This is a genomic window from Actinomadura harenae (assembly GCF_003696215.1).
GTDB classification, from domain to species: domain Bacteria; phylum Actinomycetota; class Actinomycetes; order Streptosporangiales; family Streptosporangiaceae; genus Spirillospora; species Spirillospora harenae.
This window is the reverse complement of the sequence record NZ_RFFG01000116.1, coordinates 1-22,838: the sequence shown is the minus strand read 5'-3', so window position 1 is coordinate 22,838 and position 22,838 is coordinate 1. Positions and strand designations below refer to the sequence as shown.

Below are 22,838 nucleotides of genomic sequence, written 5' to 3'. Positions count from 1 at the left end.
TCCCGGGGCCGCAGGCTGACGGCCGTGGGCCTCGCGGTCGCCGCCGTCCTCGCCGCGGGCGGCTTCGGCGTCTACGAGACCGTCGGCCGGGACGCGCCGTCCCGGACGGCCGCGGCCGAGCGGGAGGCCGCCGCGGGCAAGGCGCTGACGCTGGGACGGCTCGGACTCCGCGTCCCGGCGTCCTGGCAGGCGTCCCCGATCACCGTCCAGGGACGGGCCGCCGACAGCTTCTACGTGACGCTCGCCGGAGGCTGCGCGACCGGCGGGACGTGGCGGCCCGCCGCGTCCAGCCTCGGCTCCTGCCCCGGCTTCGCCGTCATGGGCCCGAGCTTCTTCGACAAGTCGGAGTCGGGCGCCTACGGGGGCGGCCCGTACGACCCGAAGGACTCCTTCGCCTCCAAGGTCTCCATGAGCTGCCCGCGCCACCCCGACCTCGTCGCCGGAGGGGCGGGCAAGGGCGCGTCCCAGACCGCCTCCAAGGGCATCGAACTCGGGAGGCGAACGGCCGAGTACCACCAGTGGCGCGTCCCCTGTTTCGAACGCGGCGGCGACGGCACCGGCTCGGTCTACACCGAGCGGATCTGGTACTCGCCGTCCGCGCAGATCGTCGTCGTGGACGCCTGGAACACCCCTGACCTGGACACCGTCCTCCACCGCGCGACCTGGCCCTAGGAGAAACGGTTGGGTTCGGCCTCGGCAAAGGGGCCGGAGATCGCGTGTCCGGACGGCGGTGGGCGTGACTAGGTTGCCGTTCATGTCGAACAGTGGCGCTCATGAGATGGCACAGGCGCAGGCCAGGATGGCGGGCCGGTTCACCGGCCTGCCGGAGACCGGCGTCGTCGCCCCGCAGCCCGGCGCGCACGCCGCGCCGGACGGCCGCGAGCCGCACCACGCGGGCCGCGACCTGGAGCACCAGGCCCGTGACCTGGACCCCGCCGGACACGACCTGTCTCCGGCCGCCCCGATCGGACGCGACCTGCTGCCGCCGCCGCCGGCCGCCGGACGGGACCTGGACCCGGCCGTCGCCGGGCTGATCGCGCGGCTCCCCGTCGCGGGCGGGACGATGACGCCCGCCGCGATCGGCCGCTGGACGGACGCGGCGCGCGCCGTCCTGACCCTGGCCTACGCGGTCGACGACGACCCGCACTTCTGACCCGGGCATCGCCTCGTCGAGGCCACCCGGACGTAGGGGGCCGCCGTCCCGCCGGGCGTGGTGGCCCGGCGGGACAGGTGGCCGTCAGTCGTCGTCGGTGATGCCCAGTTCGCGGGCGTCCTCGTTCAGCTCCCGGGCGGCGGCGGTCGTGCCGGTGGCCTGGAGCTCGTGGGCGAGCTGCTCCAGCTCCGCGCCGCCCGCCATGAGCGCCGTCAGCTCCTCGCGGGTGATCTCGTCCTTGGCGTGGTAGCCGATCGGACGGCCCCGGTTCAGGATCAGGAAGCGGTCGCCGACCGGGTAGGCGTGGTGCGGGTTGTGGGTGATGAACACGACGCCGAGGCCGCGCTCGCGCGCCTGGACGATGTAGCGCAGCACGACCCCGGCCTGCTTCACGCCGAGCGCGGCGGTCGGCTCGTCCAGGACGAGGACCTTCGCGCCGAAGTACACGGCGCGGGCGATCGCGACGCACTGCCGCTCGCCGCCGGAGAGGGTGCCGATCGGCTGGTCGACGTCGCGCAGGTCGATGCCCATGGCGAGCAGTTCGTCCCGGGTGGTGCGGCGCATGAGGTCGACGTCGAGGCGTCCGAGGCCCTTGCGCTTCTCCGAGCCGAGGAAGAAGTTGCGCCAGACCGGCATGAGCGGGACGACGGCGAGGTCCTGGTAGACGGTCGCGATGCCGAGGTCGAGCGCGTCGCGGGGCGAGGCGAACGCGACGGGCCGGCCGTCCACCTCGTAGGTCCCGGTGTCGTGCCGGTGCAGCCCGGCGACGATCTTGATGAGGGTGGACTTGCCCGCGCCGTTGTCGCCGAGCACGCACACGACCTCGCCCGCGCCGACCTCGAGCGACACGTCCCGCAGGGCGATCACGCTGCCGTAGCCCTTGCCGACTCCGGTCAGTTTCACCAGGGCGGTCACCGTTCGGCCCTCCGGCGGACGACGTGGTTGAGGACGGTCGCGGCGAGCAGCGCGGCGCCGAGGAAGAACCGGAACCAGTCGGGGTTCCAGCCGGCGTAGACGATGCCCTGGTTGACCATCCCGTAGATGAACGCGCCGATCGCGGCGCCGATCGCCGAGCCGTAGCCGCCGGTCAGCAGGCAGCCGCCGATCACCGCGCAGATGATATAGAAGAACTCGTTCCCGATGCCCTCGCCCGACTGGATGGCCGGGAACGCGAACAGCAGGTGCATGCCGGAGAACCAGGCGCAGAACGCGACCCCGGCGAACAGGGCGATCTTGGTGCGGGCGACCGGGACGCCGACCGCGCGGGCGCTGTCGGCGTTCCCGCCGACGGCGAAGATCCAGTTCCCGGCGCGGGTCCGCAGCAGGATCCAGGTCGCGACGGCGGTGAACCCGATCCACCAGAACACGGTGACCTTCACGTTCACGCCGCCGATGCCGACCTCGGAGGCGAACAGGCCCTTCGCGCTCTGGAAGCCGTCCATGTCGCCGATCGAGTCGGACGCGACGTTCCCGGTGACCGCCTTCGTCACGCCCAGGTTCGCCCCGGCCAGCATGAGGAACGTCGCGAGCGTGACGATGAAGCTCGGCAGCCTCGTCCAGACGTAGAGCACGCCGTTCAGGACGCCGAGCGCGAGCGTGACGACCAGCGAGATCGCCACGCCCGCCCACACGTTCAGCGTGAGCTGGAACGACACGAGGGAGGCGACCAGCGCGGAGCTGATCACCATCACCCCCGCGGACAGGTCGAACTCACCGCCGATCATCAGCAGCGACACCCCGACCGCCATGATCCCGAACGTGGACGCCGAGTACAGGACGTTCGAGAACGACGACGTCTGCAGGAACGCGTCGGCCGTCACCGAGAACAGGACGAACAGCGCGACCGCGCCGATCAGCGCCCCGAACTCGGGCCGGACGAGCAGCCGGCGCAGCGGATCGCGCCGCGCCAGCCGCTCGTCCGCCGAGCCTTCGGCGGTCGCCTGCGTCACCTGGTGCCCCGCTCGGCGAACGGGGCGATCTGGTCGGCGTTGTCCTTGGTCACGATCGCCGGGCCGGTGAGGACGGGCCGTCCGCCGCCGAGGACGTTGCCGTTGTTCCGGTACAGCCACAGCCCGTCGACGGCCTCGTAGCCCTGGAGATAGGGCTGCTGGTCGACGGCGAACTGGATCGAGCCGTCCTTGATGGAGGCGATGAGGTCCTTGTTCATGTCGAAGGTGCCGATCTTCGCGGTGCTGCCGGCCTCCTTCGCCGACTGGACGGCGGTCGCGGCGAACGGCGCGCCGAGCGTGAGCACGCCGTCGATGCCCTTGTCGGCCTGGAGCTTCGCCGTGACCGCCGACTTGACCTGCGGCATGTCCGTGCCGGTCACGTACAGGTTCTGCATCGACCCCCCGAAGGTCTTCTTCGCGCCCGCGCAGCGCGCCTCCAGCCCGACGTTGCCCTGCTCGTGGACGACGCACAGCGCCTTCTTCGCGCCGATCTTCGCGAGCTGCTGCCCGGCCGCCTCACCCGCGACGCTCTCGTCCTGGCCGAAGTGGGCGAGCGCGCCGAGCCGCGCCGACGCGTCCGCGCCGGAGTTGATCGACACGACCGGGATCTTCGCGGCGGCGGCCTTGGCGAGGACGTCCTTCAGGGCGTCCGGCTTGGCGAGGGTGACGACGATGCCGTCCACCTTCTGGTCGATCGCGGCCTGGACGAGCTGCGCCTGCTGCCCTCCGTCCGGGTTGGCCGAGTAGAGGAACTGCACGTTGTCCTTGGCGGCGGCCGCCTTCGCGCCCTTCTGGACGATGTCCCAGAACGTGTCGCCCGCGCCGGAGTGCGTCACCATCGCGATCTTCAGCCGGGGCCCGCCGCCCCCCGCCGGGCTCGTGCTCTCCTCCGCCTTCTTGCCCCCTGAGCTGCTGCAACCGGCCAGCGCGGCGGTCAGCGCGAGCGCGGCGGTCGTCAGGGTGAGCAGGCGTCCGCGTGTCGTCGGTGTCCTCACGGGCCGGTCTCCGTTCGTCGGGGGTGGTGATCGGCTGGCCCCATACTGACGGGTTCCCCGCTCCAGGTCACGGCTGTTTCTCCCGGGTCGGGAGGGGTACATGAGACTGGTTGTGCAGAAGATCGTCCACCTCGGTGGCGGTCGGCATCGCGTCGGCGCAGGAGAGGCGGGACGCGACGAGGGCGCCCGCCGCGTTCGCGAACGTGAGGGTGCGCGGGAGGTCCCAGCCCGCGAGCAGGCCGTGGCAGAGGGCGCCGCCGAACGCGTCGCCCGCGCCGAGGCCGTTCACCACCTCGACCTGCACGGGCCGCACCTCGACGGCGCCCTCGCGGGTCGCGGCGAGGACGCCGTCCGGGCCCCGCTTGACGACGACCAGGTCGAGACCGAACCCGAGGAGCGCGCGGACCGCCCGGTGCGGGTCGCGCTCGCCGGTCGCGATCTCGCACTCCTCGCGGTTCCCGACCGCGACCGTCGCGTGCCGGAGGGCGCGCTGGACGAGCGGCCGGACGATCGTGTGGTCCCGCCAGAGCGCGGGCCGCCAGTCGAGGTCGAGGACGGTCGTGCGCGGGTGCGCCTCGAGGGCCGTGATCGTCGCGGCGCGGCTCGGCTCGGCGGACAGGCCCGTGACCGTCGCCCAGAACAGCGGCGCGCGGGCGATCGCGTCGAGGTCCAGCTCGCGCGGGTGGATCTCCAGGTCGGGGGCCTTCGGGTGGCGGTAGAAGTACAGCGGGAAGTCGTCGGGCGGGAAGATCTCGCAGAACGACAGCGGCGTCGGCAGGTCCGGGACGGACGTGACGTACCGGTCGTCCACCCCGTGGCGGCGCAGCGCCTTGTGGACGAAGCGGCCGAACGGGTCGTCGCCGGTGCGGGTGATGACGGCGGAGCGGCGGCCGAGGCGGGCGGCGGCCACGGCGACGTTGGTCGGGCTGCCGCCGAGGTACCTGCCGAACGTCTCGACGTCCTCCAGCGGGACGCCGCTCTGGTGCGGGTAGAGGTCGACGACGACGCGTCCCATGGTGATCAGTTCGTCAGCGGGCATCCGGTGTCCTCCAGGGTGCGGACGCCCGGGGTGCGCGCGTTCACCGGCGCACCTCCTCGACGTCGACGGCGCGTCCCTCGCGCCGGGACAGGTCGCACGCCTCGGCCAGGTAGAACGCCTCGAGGGCCTCCGCGGGCGGGCAGGGGTTGGCGCTCGCGCCCGCCGCGACCTGGAGGAACGCGTCGAGCTCGGCGTCGTACGCGGCGGCGAACCGCTCCAGGAACCCGCTGTAGGGGGTTCCGCGTCCTGCGGCGCCGTCGGGCAGGGGGGCGAGCGGGGTGCGGGCGTCGAGGCCCGCGACGACGCTGTCCTTGGAGCCGAACACCTCCAGCCGGACGTCGTATCCGGCCGCGTTGTACCTGGTCGCGGCGAGGAGGCCGAGGGTCCCGTCGTCCAGGACGAGCAGGGCCGCGCCGGTGTCGACGTCGCCGCACTCGCGGAAGAACGCGTCGCCCCGGTTCGCCCCGGCGGCGATGACGCGGACCACCTCGCGTCCGGTCACGAACCGGACGGAGTCGAGGTCGTGGATCATGCAGTCGCGGAACAGGCCGCCGGAGACCGGCACGTAGTCGGCGGGCGGCGGCGCGGGGTCGAACCCGCAGGACCGGACGGTGTGCAGCCAGCCGAGCCGTCCGGACGTCACGGCGTCCCGCGCGGCCCGGTACCCGGCGTCGAACCTGCGCTGGAACCCGACCTGGACCGGGACCTGCGCGGACTCGGCGTCCCGGATGATTTGGAGCGTTCCATCCACGTCCGGGGCGAGCGGCTTCTCGCAGAACACCGGGCTGCCCAGCGCGACGGCGCGCCCGACGAGCGCCGCGTGCGCGTCGGTGGCCGCCGCGATGACGAACGCGTCGGGGCGTGCGCCGAACAACTCGTCCACGCTCGGGAGCCCGCGGACGGAGGCGGCGGAAGCCTTGGCGGTGGACATGGGAGCGGTGGACACGGGAGCGGTGGACACGGAGGCGGGGTGGAGGCGGTCGGCCAGGGCGGCGGCCCGGCGCGGATCGGCGTCGGCGATGATGAGTTCGGTGACGTGGGGCGAGCGGGCCAGGGCGGCGGCGTGCCGCGCGCCGATCCGGCCCGCGCCGGCGAGTGCGATCCTCATGTGGTGCCCTCCCGGGCGGGGATGGGTGGGCCCCGAGTGTGATGGAGCGTTCCAGGGCCGTCAACGACCCGGGCGCGGCGCGCGCGGCGTTAGGGCCGTCCGGAACCCGGCCTTCCGCCGGGATGCGACCAAGCGCTAGGTTGCCTTCATGCGCGTGTTCCTCACCGGAGCCTCGGGCTTCGTCGGCTCGCACACCGTCGCCGCCCTGCTGGCCGCCGGGCACGAGCCGCGCGCCCTCGTCCGCGACCCCGGCCGCGCCGCCCGCACCCTCGCCACGCTGGGCGTCGACCCGTCCCGCGTCGAGTTCGTCCAGGGCGACATGCTCGACGCGGACGCCGTGTCCCGGGCGCTGGACGGCTGCGACGCCGCGATCCACGCCGCCGCCGCGATCGGCGTCACGGGCCCGGCGGGCGATCTCGTCTCGGCCAACGTCACCGGCACGCGCAACGTCGTCGGGCAGGCCGTCGAGCGCGGGCTGTCCCCCGTCGTGCACGTGTCGTCGGTCGCCGTGTTCGTCCCGCCGGACGGCCCGGTCATCACCCCCGCGAGCCCGCTGGCCAGCCCGCACACCGACTACGGCCGGTCGAAGGTCGCCGCCGAGCGGTACGCGCGGGAGCTGCAGGCCGGCGGCGCGCCCGTCGCGATCGTCTACCCCGGCGGCGTCTGCGGCCCGGACCAGCCGCATCTGGACGCGCTGCCCGAGGGCCTCGCCGGCGCGCTGAACCTGGCCCTGCCGCTTCCGCCCGGCGGCGTCGGCGTCATCGACGTCCGCGACCTGGCCGAGGGGCTGGCCCGCGCCGTCACGACGGCCCGGGGCGGGGAACGCTGGCCGCTGGGCGGGGCCTTCCTGTCCTGGCCGCAGGTCGCGGACCTCTGCGACACGCTCACCGGCGTCCCGTGCCGGCGGATGCGGGTGCCCGCCGCCGTCATGATCGCGCTCGGACGGGCCCTGGACGCCGCGAAACGCGTCCGGTCCTTCGAGTATCCGCTGACCAGGGACGCCGCGCAGATGATGGTCGGCCTCGTCCCGACCGACGACGCCCCCACGCTCGCCGCGCTGGGCCTGACGCTCCGGCCCGTGGAGTCGACCGTGGCGGACACCCTGCGCTGGCTGGCCGCGTCCGGCCACCTCGACCACCGTCGCGCGGGCCGGCTGGGGCCGGAAGCGCCCCGGCCGACCATCAAGGAGAGACCGATGCCCACGCTCGTCCAGCGCACCCTGGGCCCGGTGTTCCGGTACGTCTCGGGCGCGCCCTGGTTCGCCAGGATCGGGCCCAAGGTCGTCCCGCCGCTGGACCGCGCCCTGCACCGGATCAGCGGCGGCCGGGTCCTGCTCGGCCAGGCCCTGGTGCCGAGCCTGCTCCTGACGACGACCGGCGCGAAGACCGGGCAGCGCCGCCAGGTGCCGCTCGCGTGCCGTCCCGAGGAGGACGGCACGTGGCTCGTCGTCGGGTCCAACTTCGGCCGCGAGAAGCACCCCGCCTGGACGGCGAACCTCCTCAAGAACCCGGACGCCGAGGTGTCCTTCCGGGGCCGGACGACGCCGGTCACCGCGCACCTGCTGACCGACGCCGAACGGGCCGACGCGTGGCCCCGCCTCATCCAGGTCTGGCCCGTCTACGACCGGTATGTGGAGCGCACCCAGCGTGAGCTGCGCATCTTCCGCCTAACCCCGCGTTAGCGGGTGCCCGACCGTCACGTCCACGTAGTCGGGGACCTCGTCGTGCCGGTCGCCGACGCTCAGCGTCCCGGACGGCTCGAACACCAGCATCGAGGCGCCGTCCGGCGCGGACGGCTTGTGCTCGACGCCCTTCGGCACGACGAACACCATCCCCTTGCGCAGGGTCACCGTCCGCTCGCCCCGCGCGTCCCTGAGGCCGATGTTCAGCACGCCGTCGAGGACGAGGAAGCACTCGTCGGTGTCGTCGTGCACGTGCCACAGGTGGTCGCCCGCCACCTTGGCGACGCGCACGTCGTAGTCGTTCACCCGGGTGACGATGCGCGGGCTCCAGATCTCGTCGAACGAGGCCAGCGCGTCCTGAAGGTCGATCGGTTCATCGCTCATGCGTGCAGCCTGCCGCTCGCCGCGCACCGCGCGTGAGTGCTAGGAATCGCATATGTCGCAAGGATCCTCGCACCGCGTCGTGATGATCGTGGAGGACGGTTCGAACCCGTTCGAACTGGGCGTCGCGACCGAGCTGTTCGGTCTGCGGCGTCCCGAGCTGGACGTCCCGTGGTACGACTTCGCGCTCTGCGCCGACGGCCCGGTGACCATGCACGCGGGCCTGTTCACGATGTCGGGCGTCGCGGGCCTGGACGCCGTCGACCACGCCGACACGGTGATCGTGCCGAACCGTCCCGATCCCGAGACGGCTCCGTCCGCTTCCGTCCTGGCGGCGATCAAGGCCGCCGCCGCGCGCGGGGCCCGGCTGGTGAGCTTCTGCACGGGCTCGTTCTCCCTGGCCGCCGCCGGTGTCCTGGACGGACGGCGCGCGACCACCCACTGGCGCTGGGCCGAGGCGTTCCGCGCCCGCTTCCCGGCGGTGCGCCTGGAACCGGACGTCCTGTTCGTCGACGACGGCGACGTCCTGACCGCCGCGGGTTCCGCCGCCGCGCTCGACCTCGGCCTGCACCTGATCCGCCGCGACCACGGCGCGGAGGTCGCCAACTCCGTCGCCCGCCGCCTCGTCTTCGCCGTCCACCGGGACGGCGGTCAGCGCCAGTTCATCGAACGTCCCGTGCCCGACATTCCTGATACGTCCCTGGCGCCCGTCCTGGCCTGGGCGCAGCGCCACCTGGACCGTCCGCTGACCGTGCACGACCTCGCCGCCCACGCCGCGACCAGCCCCGCCACCCTCCACCGCCGCTTCCGCGCCGAACTCGGCACCACTCCCCTGGCCTGGCTCACCGCCGAACGCGTCACCCTCGCCTGCCGCCTCATCGAGCAGGGCGAACTCCGCCTGGACGCCATAGCCCGCGCCACCGGCCTCGGCACCCCCGCCACCCTCCGCACCCACCTCCGCCGCCGCACCGGCCTGACCCCCACCACCTACCGCACCCGCTTCCCCGGCCCCTCCACCGGCGGCTCAGGAAGCAGTCTCACTCCGTCGTGATGCCTGACCTGGACGCTCGCCCCCTCGACGTCCATGGCGTCCAGGACACGGACGGCGTAGGCCTCGTCCAGCATGGCGGTGACCTCTTGGCGCGTGGCCCAGTGGAACGCCTTGACCTCAGCGTTCGACGAGAGGACTCCGCCGAGCACACGACACCGGAAGACGAGGGCCACGATGCCCCGGGTCATGTTCTTGTAGACCCCGGTGAGCCCCACCGGCTCGACGGTCAGGCCGGTCTCTTCAAGGACCTCGCGGCGCAGACCGTCCGGCACGCTCTCCTCGAGTTCGAGGACACCACCAGGCGGCTCCCAATGGCCGTTGTCTCTGCGCTGGACGAGCAGAGCCCTGCCGAGATCGTCCATGACGACTCCAGCGACGCTCACCGAATGCCGCAAGGACCGATCAGCCACCGCTTTCCTCCCTTGTAGCCTGACCATAGTGGATGTCCGGACGAGCAGTGGAGATGCGATTGACCTCCCACAAGGCGCTTCGGCGTGGACGCGACCCCCGCAGCGACAAGCCAGTATTTCGCCAGATTGCCGACCATCTACGCGAAGCAATCCAGAACGGAACTCTTGCCCCAGGCGACAAGCTTCCTTCGGAAGCGGAATTTGTCGCACACTACGAGGTCGCCCGAATGACCGTCCGCAGCGCTTTGCAACAGCTCCAGACGGAAGGCCTGGTGTTGTCGGAACACGGCCGGGGCGTCTTCGTTCGCCCTCGGCCCCAGATTCGTCGCCTCGCATCCGACCGCTTCGCCCGACGACATCGCCAGGAAGGGAAGGCCGCGTTCCTGGCGGAGTCCGCTTCCGCCGGGGCCGAGCCGACCGTTGACCTGATCCACGTCAGGGAAGAGGTCGCGGATGCCGACATCGCCAGACGCCTCGGCCTCGCCACAGGAGAGCCCGTCCTCGTGCGCAGCCGACGCTATGCGCTGAACGGAAGTCCGGTCGAGACGGCCACCTCGTACATTCCCGCGCGGATAGCAAGAGGCACCCGGATCAGCGAGGACAATCCCGGCCCAGGGGGCGTCTACGCAAGACTCGAAGATCTCGGACATGTCCTGGGACACTTCGAGGAAGAGGTGACGGCCAGGATGCCCGCTCCCGATGAGATCGAGATTCTCCAACTACGCACAGGAATCCCGGTATTTTGCCTTATACGCACCGCTTTTGACGTGACCGGCAATCCCGTCGAGGTGTGCGACACGATCTTGTCGTCAGATGTCTACGTCCTCACTTACGACCTCCCCGCCCGATAATCACGGAAGTCATTGACACCCTCGCCACTTCTCTTCTATACAAGTCATTGAACTTGTCTAGACAAGTTGATCTCCGGTAGTGGAGAACACAGTCGGGGCAAGGTCCGGAGCGCGCCTGCACGCGCACGAGATCGTGCGCGGCTCGCGCTGACAGCAGCCGCGCGGCCGGGATGGATTGGGAGACCCGTCCGGCCGCGCGGCCCATCCTCACTGGGGAGGACGTACATGAGAATACGACGGTCGGCGGCCGGGCGGGCCGTGCGCGCGGACGTTGAGGACCATCACCTCGGACGGCTCGCCTGGACGCTCGCCGAACACGGGTGGATGACCTCGTCCAGGCCCTGGGAGCGCCCCCGCCTGCTGCGGGTGTTCCACCCGCTCGTCCCCCACATCGGCGAGTCGGTTCGGGTGCACAGGCACCGGGCACGTCTGTTCTTCTTCGACAGCTCCGGGCACATCCTTGGCTCTGTGAGACGACTCGAACGGGTCGTCGCCGGGCTCGACGCGCAGCTCGAACCCTGCCGCCTCGTCGCCCAGACACACACGCGGACCAGGCGGTGACCGCTGTGCCGGGCGTCGAGCACCACCAGGTGTTTCCGTCCGATACGGAGCAGGTCACGGTGGCGCGGCGGTGGGTCGCCGGGGTGCTCGGGGACGAGCATCCCGCGCTTGACGACTGCGTCCTGCTCACCTCCGAGACCTTCACCAACGCCGTCGTGCACGGGGGTGGCGGGAAGGTGGAGGTCTCGGTCGCGCTGGACGGGCGAGGCGTGACGGTGGGGGTCGTGGACGGTGGGAGTGGGGCCGTGCCGCACTTCGTCGACGATCTCTGCGGGACCGGTGGGCGCGGGCTGCCCATTCTTCGCGCACTGGCGACGGAGTGGGGGTTTCTGGTGTTGGAGGACGGGCGGCTGCGGGTCTGGTTCCTCCTGGCCGCTTAGGCGAGCATCTCGGCCAGGTCGTTGGCGATGTTGGTGAGGGAGTCTGTTTTGTTGATGGTGGCGTACCAGGCCCAGAGTTCCAGGGCGTGGTGGAGGCGGTAGAGGGGGAAGGCGTTCGGGGTGGGTGGGGTGCCGTAGGCGGCCCATAGGGCTTCTAGGTGGGGGCGGCTGTGGGACGGGGCGTAGTAGTCGGTCTTGGCCAGGTCGAGAAATGGGTCGGCGGCTACTGCGTTCTCCATGTCGATGATGGCGGTGATGTGCCAGCCCTCGGAGTTCTGCTCTACGAGGACGTTTCCCTCGTGGAAGTCGTTGTGGCAGAGGACTGGGGTTTTGCACGTCTGCCATAGGTCGGGGTGGGATGCGACGTGGTTCTCTATGCGGGTGGCCAGAGCTGGGTCGCCGCCGTGTTCGCGGAAGGTTTTGAGGTGGCGGGTGTAGTGGGACGTCATGTATTCGGTGTTCGTCGCCACCGGGTTGTAGACGCCGTCCACGATGTAGCCGAACACGTCCATATGACGGCGGTGCAGGGACGCGAGGATGTGTCCCATCTGGGTGTAGAGGGAGCGCAGGTCGTCCGCGGGCAGGGTTGTGGAGACTTCCGATAGGGGTGTGCCCGGGACGGACGTCATGACCACCGCTGCGGGCTCCCGGGAAGCGTGCAGGAGGCGAGGCGCCGGGACGTCGTCGGGGAGGAGCGTGTAGACGTGGTGTTCCTTGGCCACCTTCCATCCCTGCTCGTAGGTCTTCACGATCAGGCGGACGTCGGGGTTCGCGCAGACGACCTCGACGACGGAGGCGCTCTCGCCGCCGGTGCGGGTGAGGACCTCGCGGATCTCGGCGTTCGGGTGGACGGCCCGGATCAGATCTTCCATGCGGGGCACGAGACCACAGCCGGGCGGGAAGGGCGACGGGTTTTCACTCGGGCGGTTCTGTCGTAGGGCGCCGATAGTTTGCGTCTGCGTTCGCGGGCGGTGGCCCGGTGCGAGGCGATGGTTGCGCTCCGGGAGAGATCGGGCGTGTCCCGTCCACGAGGCGGGACGGCCGAAGACTCCGACGTTCACCCGCCCGTCTCCGAGAATCTCGGGCCCCGCTCGCGGACGCGAACCGAAGGGGGCCGTCATCGAGGAAGTGTTCACGCTCGCGCTGAGCCGCGTCGCGCTCGCCGACGGCTTCTTCGTGTGGCCGCGCGCCGACCGCGACCGGTTCCTGCTGCTGGTCCGCCGCGCCACGGCGGACGATCCCGAGTGGACGGCCCGGTTCCTGCGCTGGCTGCGGACGTCCACGCCGCTGCGGATCCCCGCGATCGCCGGCGCGTGCGCCTTCGTCCGGGAGCGGCTGGAACGGCAGGTGGGCGGACGGTCGCGGCAGGTCGTGTCGTCGGTGCTCCTGCGCGCGGACGATCCGGGCCACCTCCTCGCCACCTGGCGGCACCTGTACGGGCAGGCCGTCCCGAAGCCGGTCAAGCGCGGCGTGGCGGACGCGGTCGTCCGGCTCTACGACGAGGCCGGGCTCGCACGGCACGACACCGGCGGACGGCGGCTGAACCTGCCCATGGCGGCGTGGACGAGCGAACCGTGGGACGGCCTGGCGCCGCCGCGGCCGTACCGGTTCGGCGACGTCATCCGGCTCGTCCACCCCGTCCCGCGGGACGCGCGGCAGGCCGAGGTGTTCCGCCGCGCGCTCGCCGGGCAGCGTCTCCGGCAGGAGAATCGGGGGGATCCCCCGCTGCGGGAGGTCGTCGCGTCGCTGCGGCGGCTCGACGGCGCGGGCACGCCGTTCGAGGACGCGATGGAGGTCGCCGAGCGGATCGCCGATCCCGCGGTCGTGGCGGCGAGCGGGCTCGGGCCGCTCGCGTTCGCGGCGGCGCGCCGGGCGGTCGGGACCAGCCGGTGGAACGCCCTCCTGGAGGACGCGGCGGGCCGCAGCCTGTCGCGCTTCCCCGAGATCCCGGGCTGGACGCTCGTCATGGTCGGGGGCGATCCGTCGGCACGCGTGTTCGGGTTGTCGCTGGCCCGCCGGTGCGCCCACGCCGACGTCATCGACCACTGGGGACGTCCGTTCGAGCTCGTCGACGGCGACTCGCCGCTGCACGACCTGTACCGCTGGCCCCCGGCGCGCCGCTCGGCGCCGCCGCCGGCCGGGGCCCGGACGGCGAGGGCGCCGGCGACGGCGGCCGCCGAGGCGTTCGCCGGGCATGACCGGATCGTCGTCGTGGAGACGTACGCCGACCCGAGCCGGGTCCTCCCCCTCGGCGTCCCCGCGTACCACTGGACGTCGGACGTGACGAACCCCGGCCACGAGGCGCCGCCCGGCGGCGTCGCCTTGGCGGGGGTCGGGGACGAGGCGCTCCGCGTCATCCCGTGGGTCGAGGACGCCCGCCGGGGCCGCTTCCCCTTCTGAAACGGCGGAAGACCGCCTCACACAGGGGCGAGGCGGTCTTCCGGATCGGGCGGTCAGACGGTGACCGGGGTGGTGGCGGGCTCGAGGGCCAGTTCCAGCACCTCCCGGACGTCGCTGACCGCGTGGACGGTCATGTCGTCCAGCACCTCGGCCGGGACGTCCTCGAGGTCGGGCTCGTTCCGCTTCGGGACGATCGCGGTGGTGATGCCGAGCCGGTGGGCGGCCAGCAGCTTCTGCTTGAGCCCGCCGATCGGCAGCACCCGGCCGGTGAGGGAGACCTCGCCGGTCATCGCGACGTCCGCGCGGACCGGACGGCCCGACAGCAGGGACGCGAGGGCCGTGGTCATGGTGATCCCGGCGCTCGGCCCGTCCTTCGGGACGGCCCCGGCGGGCACGTGGACGTGCACGCCGCGCTCCTTCAGGTCGCCGACCGGCAGTTCCAGCTCCGCGCCGCGCGAGCGCAGGTAGGACAGCGCGATCCGGGCGGACTCCTTCATCACGTCGCCGAGCTGGCCGGTGAGCGTGAGGCCGGTGTCGCCGGTCTCCTTGTCGGCCAAGGACGCCTCGATGTAGAGGACGTCGCCGCCCGCGCCGGTCACGGCGAGGCCGGTCGCGACGCCGGGCACGCCCGTCCGCCGCTCGGACCTGCTGAGCTCGGCCTCCGGCGTGAACCGCGGACGGCCCAGGTAGTCCTTCAGCCCGGACTCGCCGACGGTCAGCGGCAGCGCGCTCTTCTCCAGCGCGACGTTCGCGGCGACCTTGCGCAGGACGCGGGCGATCGCGCGGTCCAGGGACCGGACGCCCGCCTCGCGCGTGTACTCCGACGCGAGCTTCCGCAGCGCCTCGTCGTCGAACGCGACCTCGGACGGCTCCAGCCCGGCCTTCTCCAGCTGCTTGGGCAGCAGGTGGTCGCGGGCGATCGTCACCTTCTCGTGCTCGGTGTACCCGTCGAGCTGGACGAGCTCCATCCGGTCGAGCAGCGGCCCGGGGATGGATTCGACGACGTTCGCGGTCGCGAGGAACAGCACGTCCGACAGGTCGAGCTCGACCTCCAGGTAGTGGTCGCGGAAGGTGTGGTTCTGCTCGGGGTCGAGGACCTCCAGCAGCGCCGCGGTCGGGTCGCCCCGGTAGTCCGCGCCGACCTTGTCGATCTCGTCGAGCAGGACGACCGGGTTCATCGACCCGGCCTCGCGGATCGCGCGGACGACGCGTCCGGGCAGCGCGCCGACGTAGGTGCGCCGGTGGCCGCGGATCTCCGCCTCGTCCCGGACGCCGCCGAGCGCGACGCGGACGAACTCGCGTCCCATGGCCTTGGCGATGGACTCGCCGAGGGAGGTCTTGCCGACGCCGGGAGGGCCGGTCAGGGCCAGGACCGCGCCGCTGCGGCGTCCGCCGACGATGCCGAGGCCCCGGTCGGACCGCCGCTTGCGGACGGCCAGGTACTCGATGATGCGCTCCTTGACGTCGTCGAGGCCGGCGTGGTCGGCGTCCAGCACCTCACGCGCGCCCGCGATGTCGTAGGAGTCCTCGGTGCGCTCGTTCCACGGGATGTCGAGGACGGTGTCGAGCCAGGTGCGGATCCAGCCGCCCTCGGGGGACGCGTCGGACGACCGCTCGAGCTTGTCGACCTCCTTGAGCGCGGCCTCGCGGACCTTCTCGGGGAGCTCGGCGGCCTCGATGCGGGCGCGGTAGTCGTCCTCCTCGTCGGCGGGGTCGCCGTTGAGCTCGTTGAGCTCCTTGCGGATGGCGTCCATCTGCTGCCGCAGGAGGAACTCGCGCTGGGTCTTCTCCATGCCCTCCTGGACGTCCTTGCGGATGGTCTCCGCGACGTCCAGCTCGGCGAGGTGGTCGCGGGCCCAGCCGATGACCAGGTTCAGCCGCTCGACCGTGTCGGCGGTCTCGAGCAGCTCGACCTTCTGCTCGTCGCTCAGGTAGGGCGCGTATCCGGCGTTGTCGACGAGGACGGACGGGTCCTCGATCTGCTGGACGACGTCCACGACCTGCCAGGCGCCGCGGTTCTGCAGGATGGCGCTGACCAGGCCCTTGTACTCCTTGGCCAGCTCGTGCGCGCGGCCGGTCGCGGGCGGGACCTCGATCTCCTGGCCCTCGACCCACAGCGCCGCGCCGGGGCCGGTCGTCCCGGTGCCGATGCGGACGCGGGACACGCCGCGGACGACCGCGCCCGGCTCGCCGCCGGGCAGCCGTCCCTCCTGCTCGATCACGCCGAGGGTGCCGACGGCCGCGTACTGCCCGTTCAGGCGGGGCACCAGCAGGACGCGCGGCTTGACCGCCGACCGGATGCCGGGCCCCCGGGACTGGGCCGCCGCCCGCGCGGCCTCGACCGCGGCGCGCACCTCGCCCTCGGACAGGTCCAGGGGGACGACCATGCCCGGCAGAACGGCCCCGTCGTCCAGGGGCAGCACCGGCAGCGTCAGGGTCTCGCTCATGCTCTCAGCTCCAAGTCTCTCGGGAACCCGAACCCCGCAGGGTTGAGTCATCCACACTCAAGAAAACGGAGCACGAATTAATTTCCTCAGCAACGTTCGCTCTCAGCGATCAAACTTCCGGGACGGCCGTCCCTCCCGCAGGTGCAGCGGGCCGCGCCGGTTCGGGAGCTCGCCTCACCGAAGAGGCAGCGGCAGGCCGTGTACTCTGCCTGCTCGTTCGAGCCGAGGAGTACGCCCGTGATTCGGCTTCCCCAGGGGTCGTGGTGGGACTGGGATGTCGTTGCCTGGGGCGCCGGTCAGCTTCGACTGGGCGCCGGGTACGACCTTTCGTACGCCCATGCTCTGGAGCTGGTGTTCAGCGACCCGGTCTTCGTCATGTGCCCGTCAGCCTTCCAGGACCCGGTGTTTCGTGAGCCGACACCGGAGGAGGTCCGGCTCGTCGACCGGCAGGTCGACGAGCCGCCCGCCGTGCTGGTCGCCTTCGAGGCCGATGCCGGCGGGGCCGTTCCCGCCGGCGGCCTGATCGCGGCCGGGCAGCTCGACATCGTGCAGGGAACCGTCTTCCGGTACTGGCGTGAGGATCTGGCCGCCGGAGAGCGGCTGGCCCCTTGGGTGACGCCTCCGACGGCGTGAGTTCGGCTCGGTCCTCCTGCCCGGGCCGCCGGGCCCGATCTTGATGGGCGATGAGGTCCGGCGTCCTCAGGGGGTTCTCTCAGGTGCGGGCGGGGCCGGACGCCGGAGTCCAGCGGTGCAGGGCCGTTCGGAGTTCCTCCAGTTCCGCCGTGTCCGGGCGCGGGGACGCGGAGGCCCAGGCCACGTAGGTGTCCGGGCGGAGGAGCAGGGCGGTGGGCCCGGACGCCTGGGGGCGCGCGGTGATGATCTCGACCTGATCGTCCGGGAGTGCGAGCGTCTCCGTCAGCGACGTGTCCTCGGTGAGGTCGAGGAGCAGGGGGCGGGCGGTTCTGGTCAGCTCGGCCAGCCGGACCGTCCCGGCCGGGGTGTGCAGCTCCATGTCCGGGGCGAACCGGCCGATCAGGGGGTGCGACGGGGTTCCGCCCATGTCGTGGCGGACGTCGGCGCCGGCGACGAGTTCGGCGAGGCGCTGCACGGTGTCGCGGTCGCGGAGCAGTTCCGTGAACAGCTCGCGGAGCCCGGTGACGTCGTCGCCGGGGGTGATCAGCGCCGATTGCGTCCGCGCGTTCAGGACCATGCGCTGGGCGGCCGATCGCCGTTCCGTCTCGTAGCTGTCCAGCAGTCCGGACGCGTCGCCGCCACGGATCACGGCGCCGAGTTTCCAGCCGAGGTCGACCGCGTCCTGGAGGCCGAGGTTGAGTCCGGGGCCTCCCCCGGTGGCGGAGTACACGTGGGCGGCGTCCCCGATCAGGAAGACCCGGCCGTCGCGGAAGCGCTCGGCGACGCGGGTGTTCCCGCCGCTCAGCCGTCGCAGCACGTGCGGCCCTTCGCCGGCGGGCGCGCCGAGCGGCACGTCGGCGCCGAGCACGCGGCGGACGCTCTCCCGCAACTCGTCCAGGGTCATGGGGGCGTCGGTCTCGGGCCGGTCCCATTCGGTGGCGCTGACCAGCGGCGGGTGGCCGGGCATCGGCGCGTAGGAGAACCCGCCGTGCTCGGTGCGATGAGGCAGGAACGGCAGGACGGCTCCGTAGCCGGGCACGTTCAGCGCACCGGTCGTGGAGTCGACCCAGTCCGCCGGGACGGTCGCGTGCGCTGTGCGGACGGTCATCCGGTCGTAGGTGACGCCGGGGAATCCGATGCCGGAGAGCTTGCGCGTGATGCTGTGCGCCCCGTCCGCGCCGACGAGGTACCGGGCCCGCAGCGGATACGCCCCGTCCGGGCCCGTGACGTCGAGGGTGACCGCCTCGGCGTCCGGCGACAGCCCGACGACCTCGTGCCCTCGCCGGATCTCCACGCCCAGCTCGGTCGCACGCTCCTCCAGGACCTCGACGACGCGTCGCTGCGGCACCGGCAGGGCGTGGACGGGACTGTCCTCCAGCAGGCTCAGGTCCAGGCCCATCGCGCCGAACATGAAGTATCCGGAGTTCGCGCGCGGTGGTTCCGAGCCGCCGCTGAGCGGCTCGTGCAGCCCCCGGCGGTCGAGCATCCTCACGACCTGGCCGAGCAGCCCGTTGGCCTTCGGTTCCCGGCTCGGCTCCGGCAGCCGCTCCAGGACGACCGGCCGGACCCCCGCCAGGCTCAGCTCGCAGGCGAGCATCAGCCCGTTCGGGCCGCCGCCGACGATGACGACGTCTGTGATCACGTTCTCTCCTTGGTGGAAGGACTGTCAGGCGCGGTAGTGGTCGGCGACGGCGGTGAAGGCGGCCTTGGGTTCCCAGGGCATGTCGGGGTACGTGGTCCCGAGGCGGTCCTCGTAGACCTTCACGACGCCGTAGCTGGCCAGGTCCAGGTCCTCTTGGGGGGCGCCGTCGGGGCGGTGCACGTGGTCGTACAGCGCGAAGGTGAACACGAACGCGCTGTCGACGCCTCCGGCGTCGAACGCCTCCAGCAGCTCCCGCACGTACGCGGCCTGACCGGCCTCGTCCCGGACGTGGTCGCCCTTCAGCCGCACAGGACCGTCCTCGCCGTACTCGACGATCTCCAGGCCGAGAGCGCCCCTGTCACCGGCCCCCTGGTAGCCGGCGGAGCCGAACTCGGTGATCGCGACCGGCTTTCCCTGCGCGACCAGGCCGCGAACGCCGTCGGCGAAACGGTCGGCGATCTCGGCCGACCGGTACAGATCCACGGACACGATGTCGAAGGGCGTCCAGTCGACGCGCTCGAGCGGCACCGACGCGTAGGTCACCCTGCCGCCGAAGCGCTCGCGGACGAGCGGCACGACCTCGCCCAGGAACTCGTTCACCCGCGCGCCGGCCTCGCCGATCCGCTCACGCACGCGATCCGGCCGGCGCAGCAACGCGATCCGCTCGTCCGTGCTGTCGCCGGGCAGGAACCCGGGATTCATCAGGCTCAGCTCGGCCCCGGCGACGAACACCACCTCGGCTCCCCGCAGCCTCAGCCGCTCCGCGCGTTCGGCGCAGTCGGCGAACAGCGCCAGCATCTCCCCGGCGGTCAGTTCGAGGGGGTAGGGCGAGAACCAGACCTCCAGCCCCAGGTCGGCGGCGCATGCCGCCGCGATCTCGATCCGCTCGGGGTCGCCGCCCATGACCCGGACCGCGTTGCAGTGCAGGTCGTCACGGATGATGCGCAGCTCACGCCGGACCAGGTCCGGCTCGAAGCGCTCCCGGGAGGTCATCCCGCCCTTGACGAACCCGGTGTCGTAACTGATCCCTCTGGCACGCACGCGCACCCCTTCTCCAGCGCCATTCTTACGGTACTGAACGTACCCTAAAGGCCGACATAAAGGATAGACACTCACCGAGGAGAGGTACGATGAGTACCGATTCAGAGAAACCGAACAAGACCGACAACGGCCAGATCGACCAGGGTGAACGCAATGAAGCCGTTCCGGACGTTAGGACTGGGAACGGGTGGCTTCCTCCGCCCGCTGAGCTGATCTCCGGTTGCAGGCGTCACTGAACGCCCCGGTCACAGGACGGTGCCGATGGTGGGTGCGCAGGGGCGTCTGAGGATCGCGGCGCTCGCAGGCCTGGCCTTCATGGCGTGGGGTGAGACGGCGCATCCCGGGATCCTCGGCACACGCGGGACGCCCCTGGCCACCGCGATCGCGTTCACGGCGGCGTCGGCGGGCTGGCTCGCCTGGGGCCTGGCCGGTCCGCTCGGCGACTCGGCGGTGGTCACCGCGTCGGTGTGCTGGACGGCGGTGGCGGGCAGCGCGCTGCTGTTCGTCCACCCGGCGACGGCGGTCTGCTGGTTCGCGCTGTGGGCGTGCGTGTTCGCTGGCGCGGCGCGTCCGGCGCGGATCGGGCTCCCGCTGACGCTGGTGTGCGTCGGGATCCTGCTCGCCGGATACCTGACGCACCGTGGCGGGTCCCTGGCGACGCTCGCGGCGGTCATGTTCGTCGCGTACGTGATCGGGCGCGAGCGGCGCGGGCACGCCCAGGCGGCGACGCTGACCGAGCGCGGGCGGATCGCGGCGGAGCTGCACGACATCCTCGGCCACTCGCTGACCGCGCTGTCCCTGCAGGTCCGGACGGCCTCGGCGGCGCTGGAGATCACGGGCGACCGGGACCTCGCGCTCGCGCACCTGGCACGCGCGGGACGCCTCGCGCACGCGGGGCAGGAGGAGACCGTCGCCGCCGTCCGGACGCTGCGGGACGGCGCGCTCGCCGTCGAGAGCCTCGCGCGGGGGCTGATCGACACGTCCGGGGTGCCCGCGACGCTCACCGTCGAGGGCAGGCCGCGTCCGCTGACCGCGTCCCGGGGCATGGCCGTCTACCGGATGCTCCAGGAGTCGCTGACCAACGCGGGCAAGCACGCGCCCGGCGCGGACGCGTCGATCCTCCTGTCGTACACGCCGCGGCGGCTCGCGGTGACCGTGGACAGCCCGGACGGCGCGGACGCCGGAGCGGTGAGCGGCGGTCAGGGACTGCGGCTGATGCGCGAGCGGATCGAGGGCGTGGGCGGCGAGCTGACGGCCGGCCCGGACGACGGCGTGTGGCGCGTCCGCGCCGAGGTCCCGCTTTGAGGGACGACGGCAGGACCGTCCGTGGGCGACCGAGCCGCGAGGCGGCGTGGCCCGGCCTCGCGGTGTCCGTGACGCGACGCGCCGAGCGGGAATCGGCGCCGGACTCCACGCCTTTGTCTCTGTAGCGTCCGTCACATGCGCGTGCGCGCGAGGCGGACGCGCATGACACCTCCGAACGAGAGGAACGGCATGGAACTCACGGCCCACCTGCCCGCCGAGGCGCGGGAACGCGCGGAGAACCGGCTGCGGACGAACCCCATCGCCTGGCTGACGACCGTCCGGCCGGACGGCCAGCCGGTCAGCGTCCCGGTCTGGTTCCTGTTCCGCGACGACGAGACGATCCTGATCTACAGCGAGCCGGGCAAGGGGAAGCTGCGCAACATCGCGAAGAACCCCAAGATCAGCCTCGCCCTGGACGAGACCGAGCGCGGCCGGAACGTCGTGCGCCTCGAGGGGACGGCCGAGACCCCGGCGGGACACGCGTCCGCCGACGGGGTCGCCGGCTACCGGACGAAGTACGCCGACCTCATCGAGACCGTCTTCGGCTCGCCGGAGAGGTTCGCCTCGAAGTTCTCCGAGGCGATCGTCGTCACGCCGCGACGCCTGCACGCCTGACGGCCCGTACCCGCATCGGCGGGCGGGCGGGCGAGCGTTAACGTTCGGGCATGGACCCAACTCTGCGCGGCGAACGGGTCGTCCTGCGTCCGGCGGACGAGACGGACATCCCGGCGCTCGCGGTGATCCGGCGCGCACCCGAGGTGTACCGATGGTGGCGGGGCGGCGGCGACCTGGAGCGGGCGGTCGCCGAGGACCTCGCCGAGGAGGGCGGGCACCACTACGTCATCGTCCACGACGGCCGGACGGCCGGGTGGATCCAGTGGCAGGCCGAGGAGGAACCCGACTACCGGCACGCGAGCATCGACCTCTACCTGGCCGCCGACCTGCACGGACACGGCCTCGGCACGGACGCGCTCCGGACGCTCGCCCGGCACGTCGTCCGCGACCACGGCCACCACCGGATCACGATCGACCCGGCGGCGGCCAACACGGCCGCGATCCGCTCCTACACCAAGGCCGGGTTCCGGCCGGTCGGGATCCTGCGCAAGGCCGAGCGCGGCGAGGACGGCACCTGGCACGACAGCCTGCTCATGGACCTCCTCGCCGAGGAGCTGGAGGACTAGGCAGACCGTTCAGCGTCGCCCCGCTCACCCCTGCCCGCCCTGGCCCGCCCGGCCGCCGCGCCCGGCCGCCGGGCTCGCCCTGCGGCGCCTCGGCCGAACCTTCCCCCCGTTTCCGGAAGCGGCCGGTCAAACCGCAGGCCACGCGCCAGGAACTTTCTTGACCTTGGTTTACGGCCGCATGATCGGGGGGTACCTCTCGCATCGAGTTCGTGACAGTGAGTGACGGCGAAGGTCAACGGCCCGCCAAGGCCGGACGTCCCGTCCTCCGACCGGGGAGGGGCCAGGATGCGGGGCACGACGCGGGCGGGGAGGGCCACCCCCGCCCCGCCGTTCCCCCGCCTCCCCGGTCGGACGCCGCGCGAACTCCCCCAGGACTCCCTGCACGGCCCGGCCGGTACGGCCGAGGACGTTCCCGGCGCGCCGGACCGCGCGACGCACCGTCCCCCCAGGGGCGCGGCGCGCGCGGTCCCGGTGACCGCCGGCGACACACCTCGGGCCCTCGGCCGTACCGCATCGGGCCCGGTCTCCCGCACGGCGCGAGCCGCCGGGGACCGGCAGGGGACGAACGGCCTGCCGTCGCGGGAGCGCGGTGCGGCGGCAGGCCCCCACTCGCCCGCGGCGCCGACCTCC

Annotated in this window: 24 protein-coding genes; 13 read left to right on the top strand and 11 right to left on the bottom strand. The window is 72.3% G+C overall.

Annotation, left to right across the window (positions count from 1 at the left end):
- Positions 1 to 672 (top strand): hypothetical protein (locus EBO15_RS36815; RefSeq protein WP_233616699.1); only part of this gene is annotated, 672 nt, incomplete at its 5' end.
- A gap of 82 nt (positions 673 to 754) precedes the next feature.
- Positions 755 to 1,153 (top strand): hypothetical protein, encoded by a 399-nt coding sequence (locus tag EBO15_RS36810; protein WP_147481830.1) that lies wholly within the window; start codon positions 755 to 757, stop codon positions 1,151 to 1,153.
- An 84-nt stretch (positions 1,154 to 1,237) separates the two neighbouring features.
- Here EBO15_RS36810 and EBO15_RS36805 read toward each other — a convergent pair whose 3' ends face one another.
- From EBO15_RS36805 to EBO15_RS36785, 5 genes are all read right to left on the bottom strand, one after another.
- On the bottom strand, positions 1,238 to 2,068 hold the full coding sequence (locus EBO15_RS36805; protein WP_199745044.1) for an ATP-binding cassette domain-containing protein: 831 nt from the start codon (positions 2,066 to 2,068) through the stop codon (positions 1,238 to 1,240).
- The gene (locus tag EBO15_RS36800; protein WP_122199098.1) at positions 2,065 to 3,102 is read right to left on the bottom strand and encodes an ABC transporter permease; all 1,038 of its coding nucleotides are present in this window, start codon (positions 3,100 to 3,102) and stop codon (positions 2,065 to 2,067) included. The genes EBO15_RS36805 and EBO15_RS36800 overlap by 4 nt, the downstream gene beginning before the upstream one ends.
- The gene (locus tag EBO15_RS36795; RefSeq protein ID WP_233616698.1) at positions 3,099 to 4,097 is read right to left on the bottom strand and encodes a sugar ABC transporter substrate-binding protein; all 999 of its coding nucleotides are present in this window, start codon (positions 4,095 to 4,097) and stop codon (positions 3,099 to 3,101) included. The genes EBO15_RS36800 and EBO15_RS36795 overlap by 4 nt, the downstream gene beginning before the upstream one ends.
- A 67-nt stretch (positions 4,098 to 4,164) precedes the next feature.
- Positions 4,165 to 5,136, bottom strand: coding sequence for a 5-dehydro-2-deoxygluconokinase (gene iolC / locus EBO15_RS36790; protein WP_122199096.1), 972 nt, complete (start codon positions 5,134 to 5,136; stop codon positions 4,165 to 4,167).
- Between the two features lie 40 nt (positions 5,137 to 5,176).
- On the bottom strand, positions 5,177 to 6,244 hold the full coding sequence (locus EBO15_RS36785; RefSeq protein ID WP_122199095.1) for a Gfo/Idh/MocA family protein: 1,068 nt from the start codon (positions 6,242 to 6,244) through the stop codon (positions 5,177 to 5,179).
- 148 nt (positions 6,245 to 6,392) lie between these two features.
- On the opposite strand from EBO15_RS36785, the gene EBO15_RS36780 reads away from it, so the two are divergent.
- Complete coding sequence (locus EBO15_RS36780) at positions 6,393 to 7,925, top strand: nitroreductase/quinone reductase family protein (protein ID WP_122199094.1); 1,533 nt, start codon at positions 6,393 to 6,395, stop codon at positions 7,923 to 7,925.
- Here the strand turns inward: EBO15_RS36780 and EBO15_RS36775 are convergent.
- The gene (locus EBO15_RS36775) at positions 7,911 to 8,309 is read right to left on the bottom strand and encodes a cupin domain-containing protein (protein ID WP_122199093.1); all 399 of its coding nucleotides are present in this window, start codon (positions 8,307 to 8,309) and stop codon (positions 7,911 to 7,913) included. The two genes, EBO15_RS36780 and EBO15_RS36775, sit on opposite strands and share 15 nt — an antisense overlap.
- A 52-nt stretch (positions 8,310 to 8,361) precedes the next feature.
- On the opposite strand from EBO15_RS36775, the gene EBO15_RS36770 reads away from it, so the two are divergent.
- Positions 8,362 to 9,357, top strand: a complete 996-nt coding sequence (locus tag EBO15_RS36770) for a helix-turn-helix domain-containing protein (RefSeq protein WP_122199092.1) — start codon at positions 8,362 to 8,364, stop codon at positions 9,355 to 9,357.
- Here EBO15_RS36770 and EBO15_RS36765 read toward each other — a convergent pair.
- The gene (locus EBO15_RS36765; RefSeq protein WP_122199091.1) at positions 9,294 to 9,794 is read right to left on the bottom strand and encodes an NUDIX hydrolase; all 501 of its coding nucleotides are present in this window, start codon (positions 9,792 to 9,794) and stop codon (positions 9,294 to 9,296) included. The two genes, EBO15_RS36770 and EBO15_RS36765, sit on opposite strands and share 64 nt — an antisense overlap.
- Positions 9,795 to 9,826: 32 nt before the next feature.
- Here EBO15_RS36765 and EBO15_RS36760 point away from each other — a divergent pair, with 32 nt between their 5' ends.
- The 3 genes from EBO15_RS36760 (at position 9,827) to EBO15_RS36750 (ending at position 11,559) form a co-directional block, all read left to right on the top strand.
- Positions 9,827 to 10,618, top strand: a complete 792-nt coding sequence (locus tag EBO15_RS36760) for a GntR family transcriptional regulator (RefSeq protein WP_233616696.1) — start codon at positions 9,827 to 9,829, stop codon at positions 10,616 to 10,618.
- Between the two features lie 225 nt (positions 10,619 to 10,843).
- Positions 10,844 to 11,179: a hypothetical protein gene (locus tag EBO15_RS36755; RefSeq protein ID WP_122199090.1), complete on the top strand. Its 336-nt coding sequence runs from the start codon at positions 10,844 to 10,846 to the stop codon at positions 11,177 to 11,179.
- Positions 11,176 to 11,559, top strand: coding sequence for an ATP-binding protein (locus EBO15_RS36750; protein ID WP_122199089.1), 384 nt, complete (start codon positions 11,176 to 11,178; stop codon positions 11,557 to 11,559). Before EBO15_RS36755 ends, EBO15_RS36750 begins: the two co-directional genes overlap by 4 nt.
- Here the strand turns inward: EBO15_RS36750 and EBO15_RS36745 are convergent.
- On the bottom strand, positions 11,556 to 12,431 hold the full coding sequence (locus EBO15_RS36745; RefSeq protein ID WP_158628461.1) for a phosphotransferase family protein: 876 nt from the start codon (positions 12,429 to 12,431) through the stop codon (positions 11,556 to 11,558). The two genes, EBO15_RS36750 and EBO15_RS36745, sit on opposite strands and share 4 nt — an antisense overlap.
- Positions 12,432 to 12,687: 256 nt before the next feature.
- Here EBO15_RS36745 and EBO15_RS36740 point away from each other — a divergent pair, with 256 nt between their 5' ends.
- A complete protein-coding gene (locus tag EBO15_RS36740) occupies positions 12,688 to 13,959 on the top strand; it encodes a hypothetical protein (RefSeq protein WP_199745043.1) in 1,272 nt (423 codons plus the stop codon).
- 53 nt (positions 13,960 to 14,012) lie between these two features.
- Here EBO15_RS36740 and lon read toward each other — a convergent pair whose 3' ends face one another.
- A complete protein-coding gene (lon, locus tag EBO15_RS36735; protein WP_122199087.1) occupies positions 14,013 to 16,406 on the bottom strand; it encodes an endopeptidase La in 2,394 nt (797 codons plus the stop codon).
- Positions 16,407 to 16,643: 237 nt separating this feature from the next.
- Here lon and EBO15_RS36730 point away from each other — a divergent pair, with 237 nt between their 5' ends.
- The gene (locus tag EBO15_RS36730; RefSeq protein ID WP_147481828.1) at positions 16,644 to 17,039 is read left to right on the top strand and encodes a hypothetical protein; all 396 of its coding nucleotides are present in this window, start codon (positions 16,644 to 16,646) and stop codon (positions 17,037 to 17,039) included.
- Positions 17,040 to 17,118: 79 nt separating this feature from the next.
- Here the strand turns inward: EBO15_RS36730 and EBO15_RS36725 are convergent, their stop codons facing one another.
- Both EBO15_RS36725 and EBO15_RS36720 read right to left on the bottom strand, forming a co-directional pair.
- Entirely contained in the window at positions 17,119 to 18,681 is a 1,563-nt protein-coding gene (locus EBO15_RS36725) for an FAD-dependent oxidoreductase (RefSeq protein WP_122199085.1), read from the bottom strand.
- 24 nt (positions 18,682 to 18,705) lie between these two features.
- Positions 18,706 to 19,722: a hypothetical protein gene (locus tag EBO15_RS36720; RefSeq protein WP_147481827.1), complete on the bottom strand. Its 1,017-nt coding sequence runs from the start codon at positions 19,720 to 19,722 to the stop codon at positions 18,706 to 18,708.
- A gap of 261 nt (positions 19,723 to 19,983) precedes the next feature.
- Here EBO15_RS36720 and EBO15_RS36715 point away from each other — a divergent pair, with 261 nt between their 5' ends.
- The 4 genes from EBO15_RS36715 to EBO15_RS46520 form a co-directional block, all read left to right on the top strand.
- Positions 19,984 to 21,027: a sensor histidine kinase gene (locus EBO15_RS36715; protein ID WP_122199083.1), complete on the top strand. Its 1,044-nt coding sequence runs from the start codon at positions 19,984 to 19,986 to the stop codon at positions 21,025 to 21,027.
- A gap of 189 nt (positions 21,028 to 21,216) precedes the next feature.
- Positions 21,217 to 21,642: a TIGR03667 family PPOX class F420-dependent oxidoreductase gene (locus tag EBO15_RS36710; protein ID WP_122199082.1), complete on the top strand. Its 426-nt coding sequence runs from the start codon at positions 21,217 to 21,219 to the stop codon at positions 21,640 to 21,642.
- Between the two features lie 50 nt (positions 21,643 to 21,692).
- Positions 21,693 to 22,208 carry a GNAT family N-acetyltransferase gene (locus EBO15_RS36705; protein WP_122199081.1) on the top strand — a complete coding sequence of 172 codons (516 nt, stop codon included), beginning with the start codon at positions 21,693 to 21,695 and terminating at the stop codon, positions 22,206 to 22,208.
- 285 nt (positions 22,209 to 22,493) lie between these two features.
- Positions 22,494 to 22,838, top strand: a 345-nt coding sequence (locus EBO15_RS46520) for a hypothetical protein (protein ID WP_233616695.1), incomplete at its 3' end; no start/stop codon positions are given.

Excerpts from the sequence above, each read along its gene's own strand:
- EBO15_RS36755 (WP_122199090.1), top strand. The coding sequence starts at position 10,844 with ATGAGAATACGACGGTCGGCGGCCGGGCGGGCCGTGCGCGCGGACGTT.
- iolC (WP_122199096.1), bottom strand. The coding sequence starts at position 5,136 with ATGCCCGCTGACGAACTGATCACCATGGGACGCGTCGTCGTCGACCTC.
- EBO15_RS36775 (WP_122199093.1), bottom strand. The coding sequence starts at position 8,309 with ATGAGCGATGAACCGATCGACCTTCAGGACGCGCTGGCCTCGTTCGAC.
- EBO15_RS36785 (WP_122199095.1), bottom strand. The coding sequence starts at position 6,244 with ATGAGGATCGCACTCGCCGGCGCGGGCCGGATCGGCGCGCGGCACGCC.
- EBO15_RS36810 (WP_147481830.1), top strand. The coding sequence starts at position 755 with ATGTCGAACAGTGGCGCTCATGAGATGGCACAGGCGCAGGCCAGGATG.
- EBO15_RS36745 (WP_158628461.1), bottom strand. The coding sequence starts at position 12,431 with ATGGAAGATCTGATCCGGGCCGTCCACCCGAACGCCGAGATCCGCGAG.
- EBO15_RS36765 (WP_122199091.1), bottom strand. The coding sequence starts at position 9,794 with ATGGTCAGGCTACAAGGGAGGAAAGCGGTGGCTGATCGGTCCTTGCGG.
- EBO15_RS36715 (WP_122199083.1), top strand. The coding sequence starts at position 19,984 with ATGGTGGGTGCGCAGGGGCGTCTGAGGATCGCGGCGCTCGCAGGCCTG.
- EBO15_RS36770 (WP_122199092.1), top strand. The coding sequence starts at position 8,362 with ATGTCGCAAGGATCCTCGCACCGCGTCGTGATGATCGTGGAGGACGGT.
- EBO15_RS36710 (WP_122199082.1), top strand. The coding sequence starts at position 21,217 with ATGGAACTCACGGCCCACCTGCCCGCCGAGGCGCGGGAACGCGCGGAG.
- EBO15_RS36780 (WP_122199094.1), top strand. The coding sequence starts at position 6,393 with ATGCGCGTGTTCCTCACCGGAGCCTCGGGCTTCGTCGGCTCGCACACC.
- lon (WP_122199087.1), bottom strand. The coding sequence starts at position 16,406 with ATGAGCGAGACCCTGACGCTGCCGGTGCTGCCCCTGGACGACGGGGCC.
- EBO15_RS36705 (WP_122199081.1), top strand. The coding sequence starts at position 21,693 with ATGGACCCAACTCTGCGCGGCGAACGGGTCGTCCTGCGTCCGGCGGAC.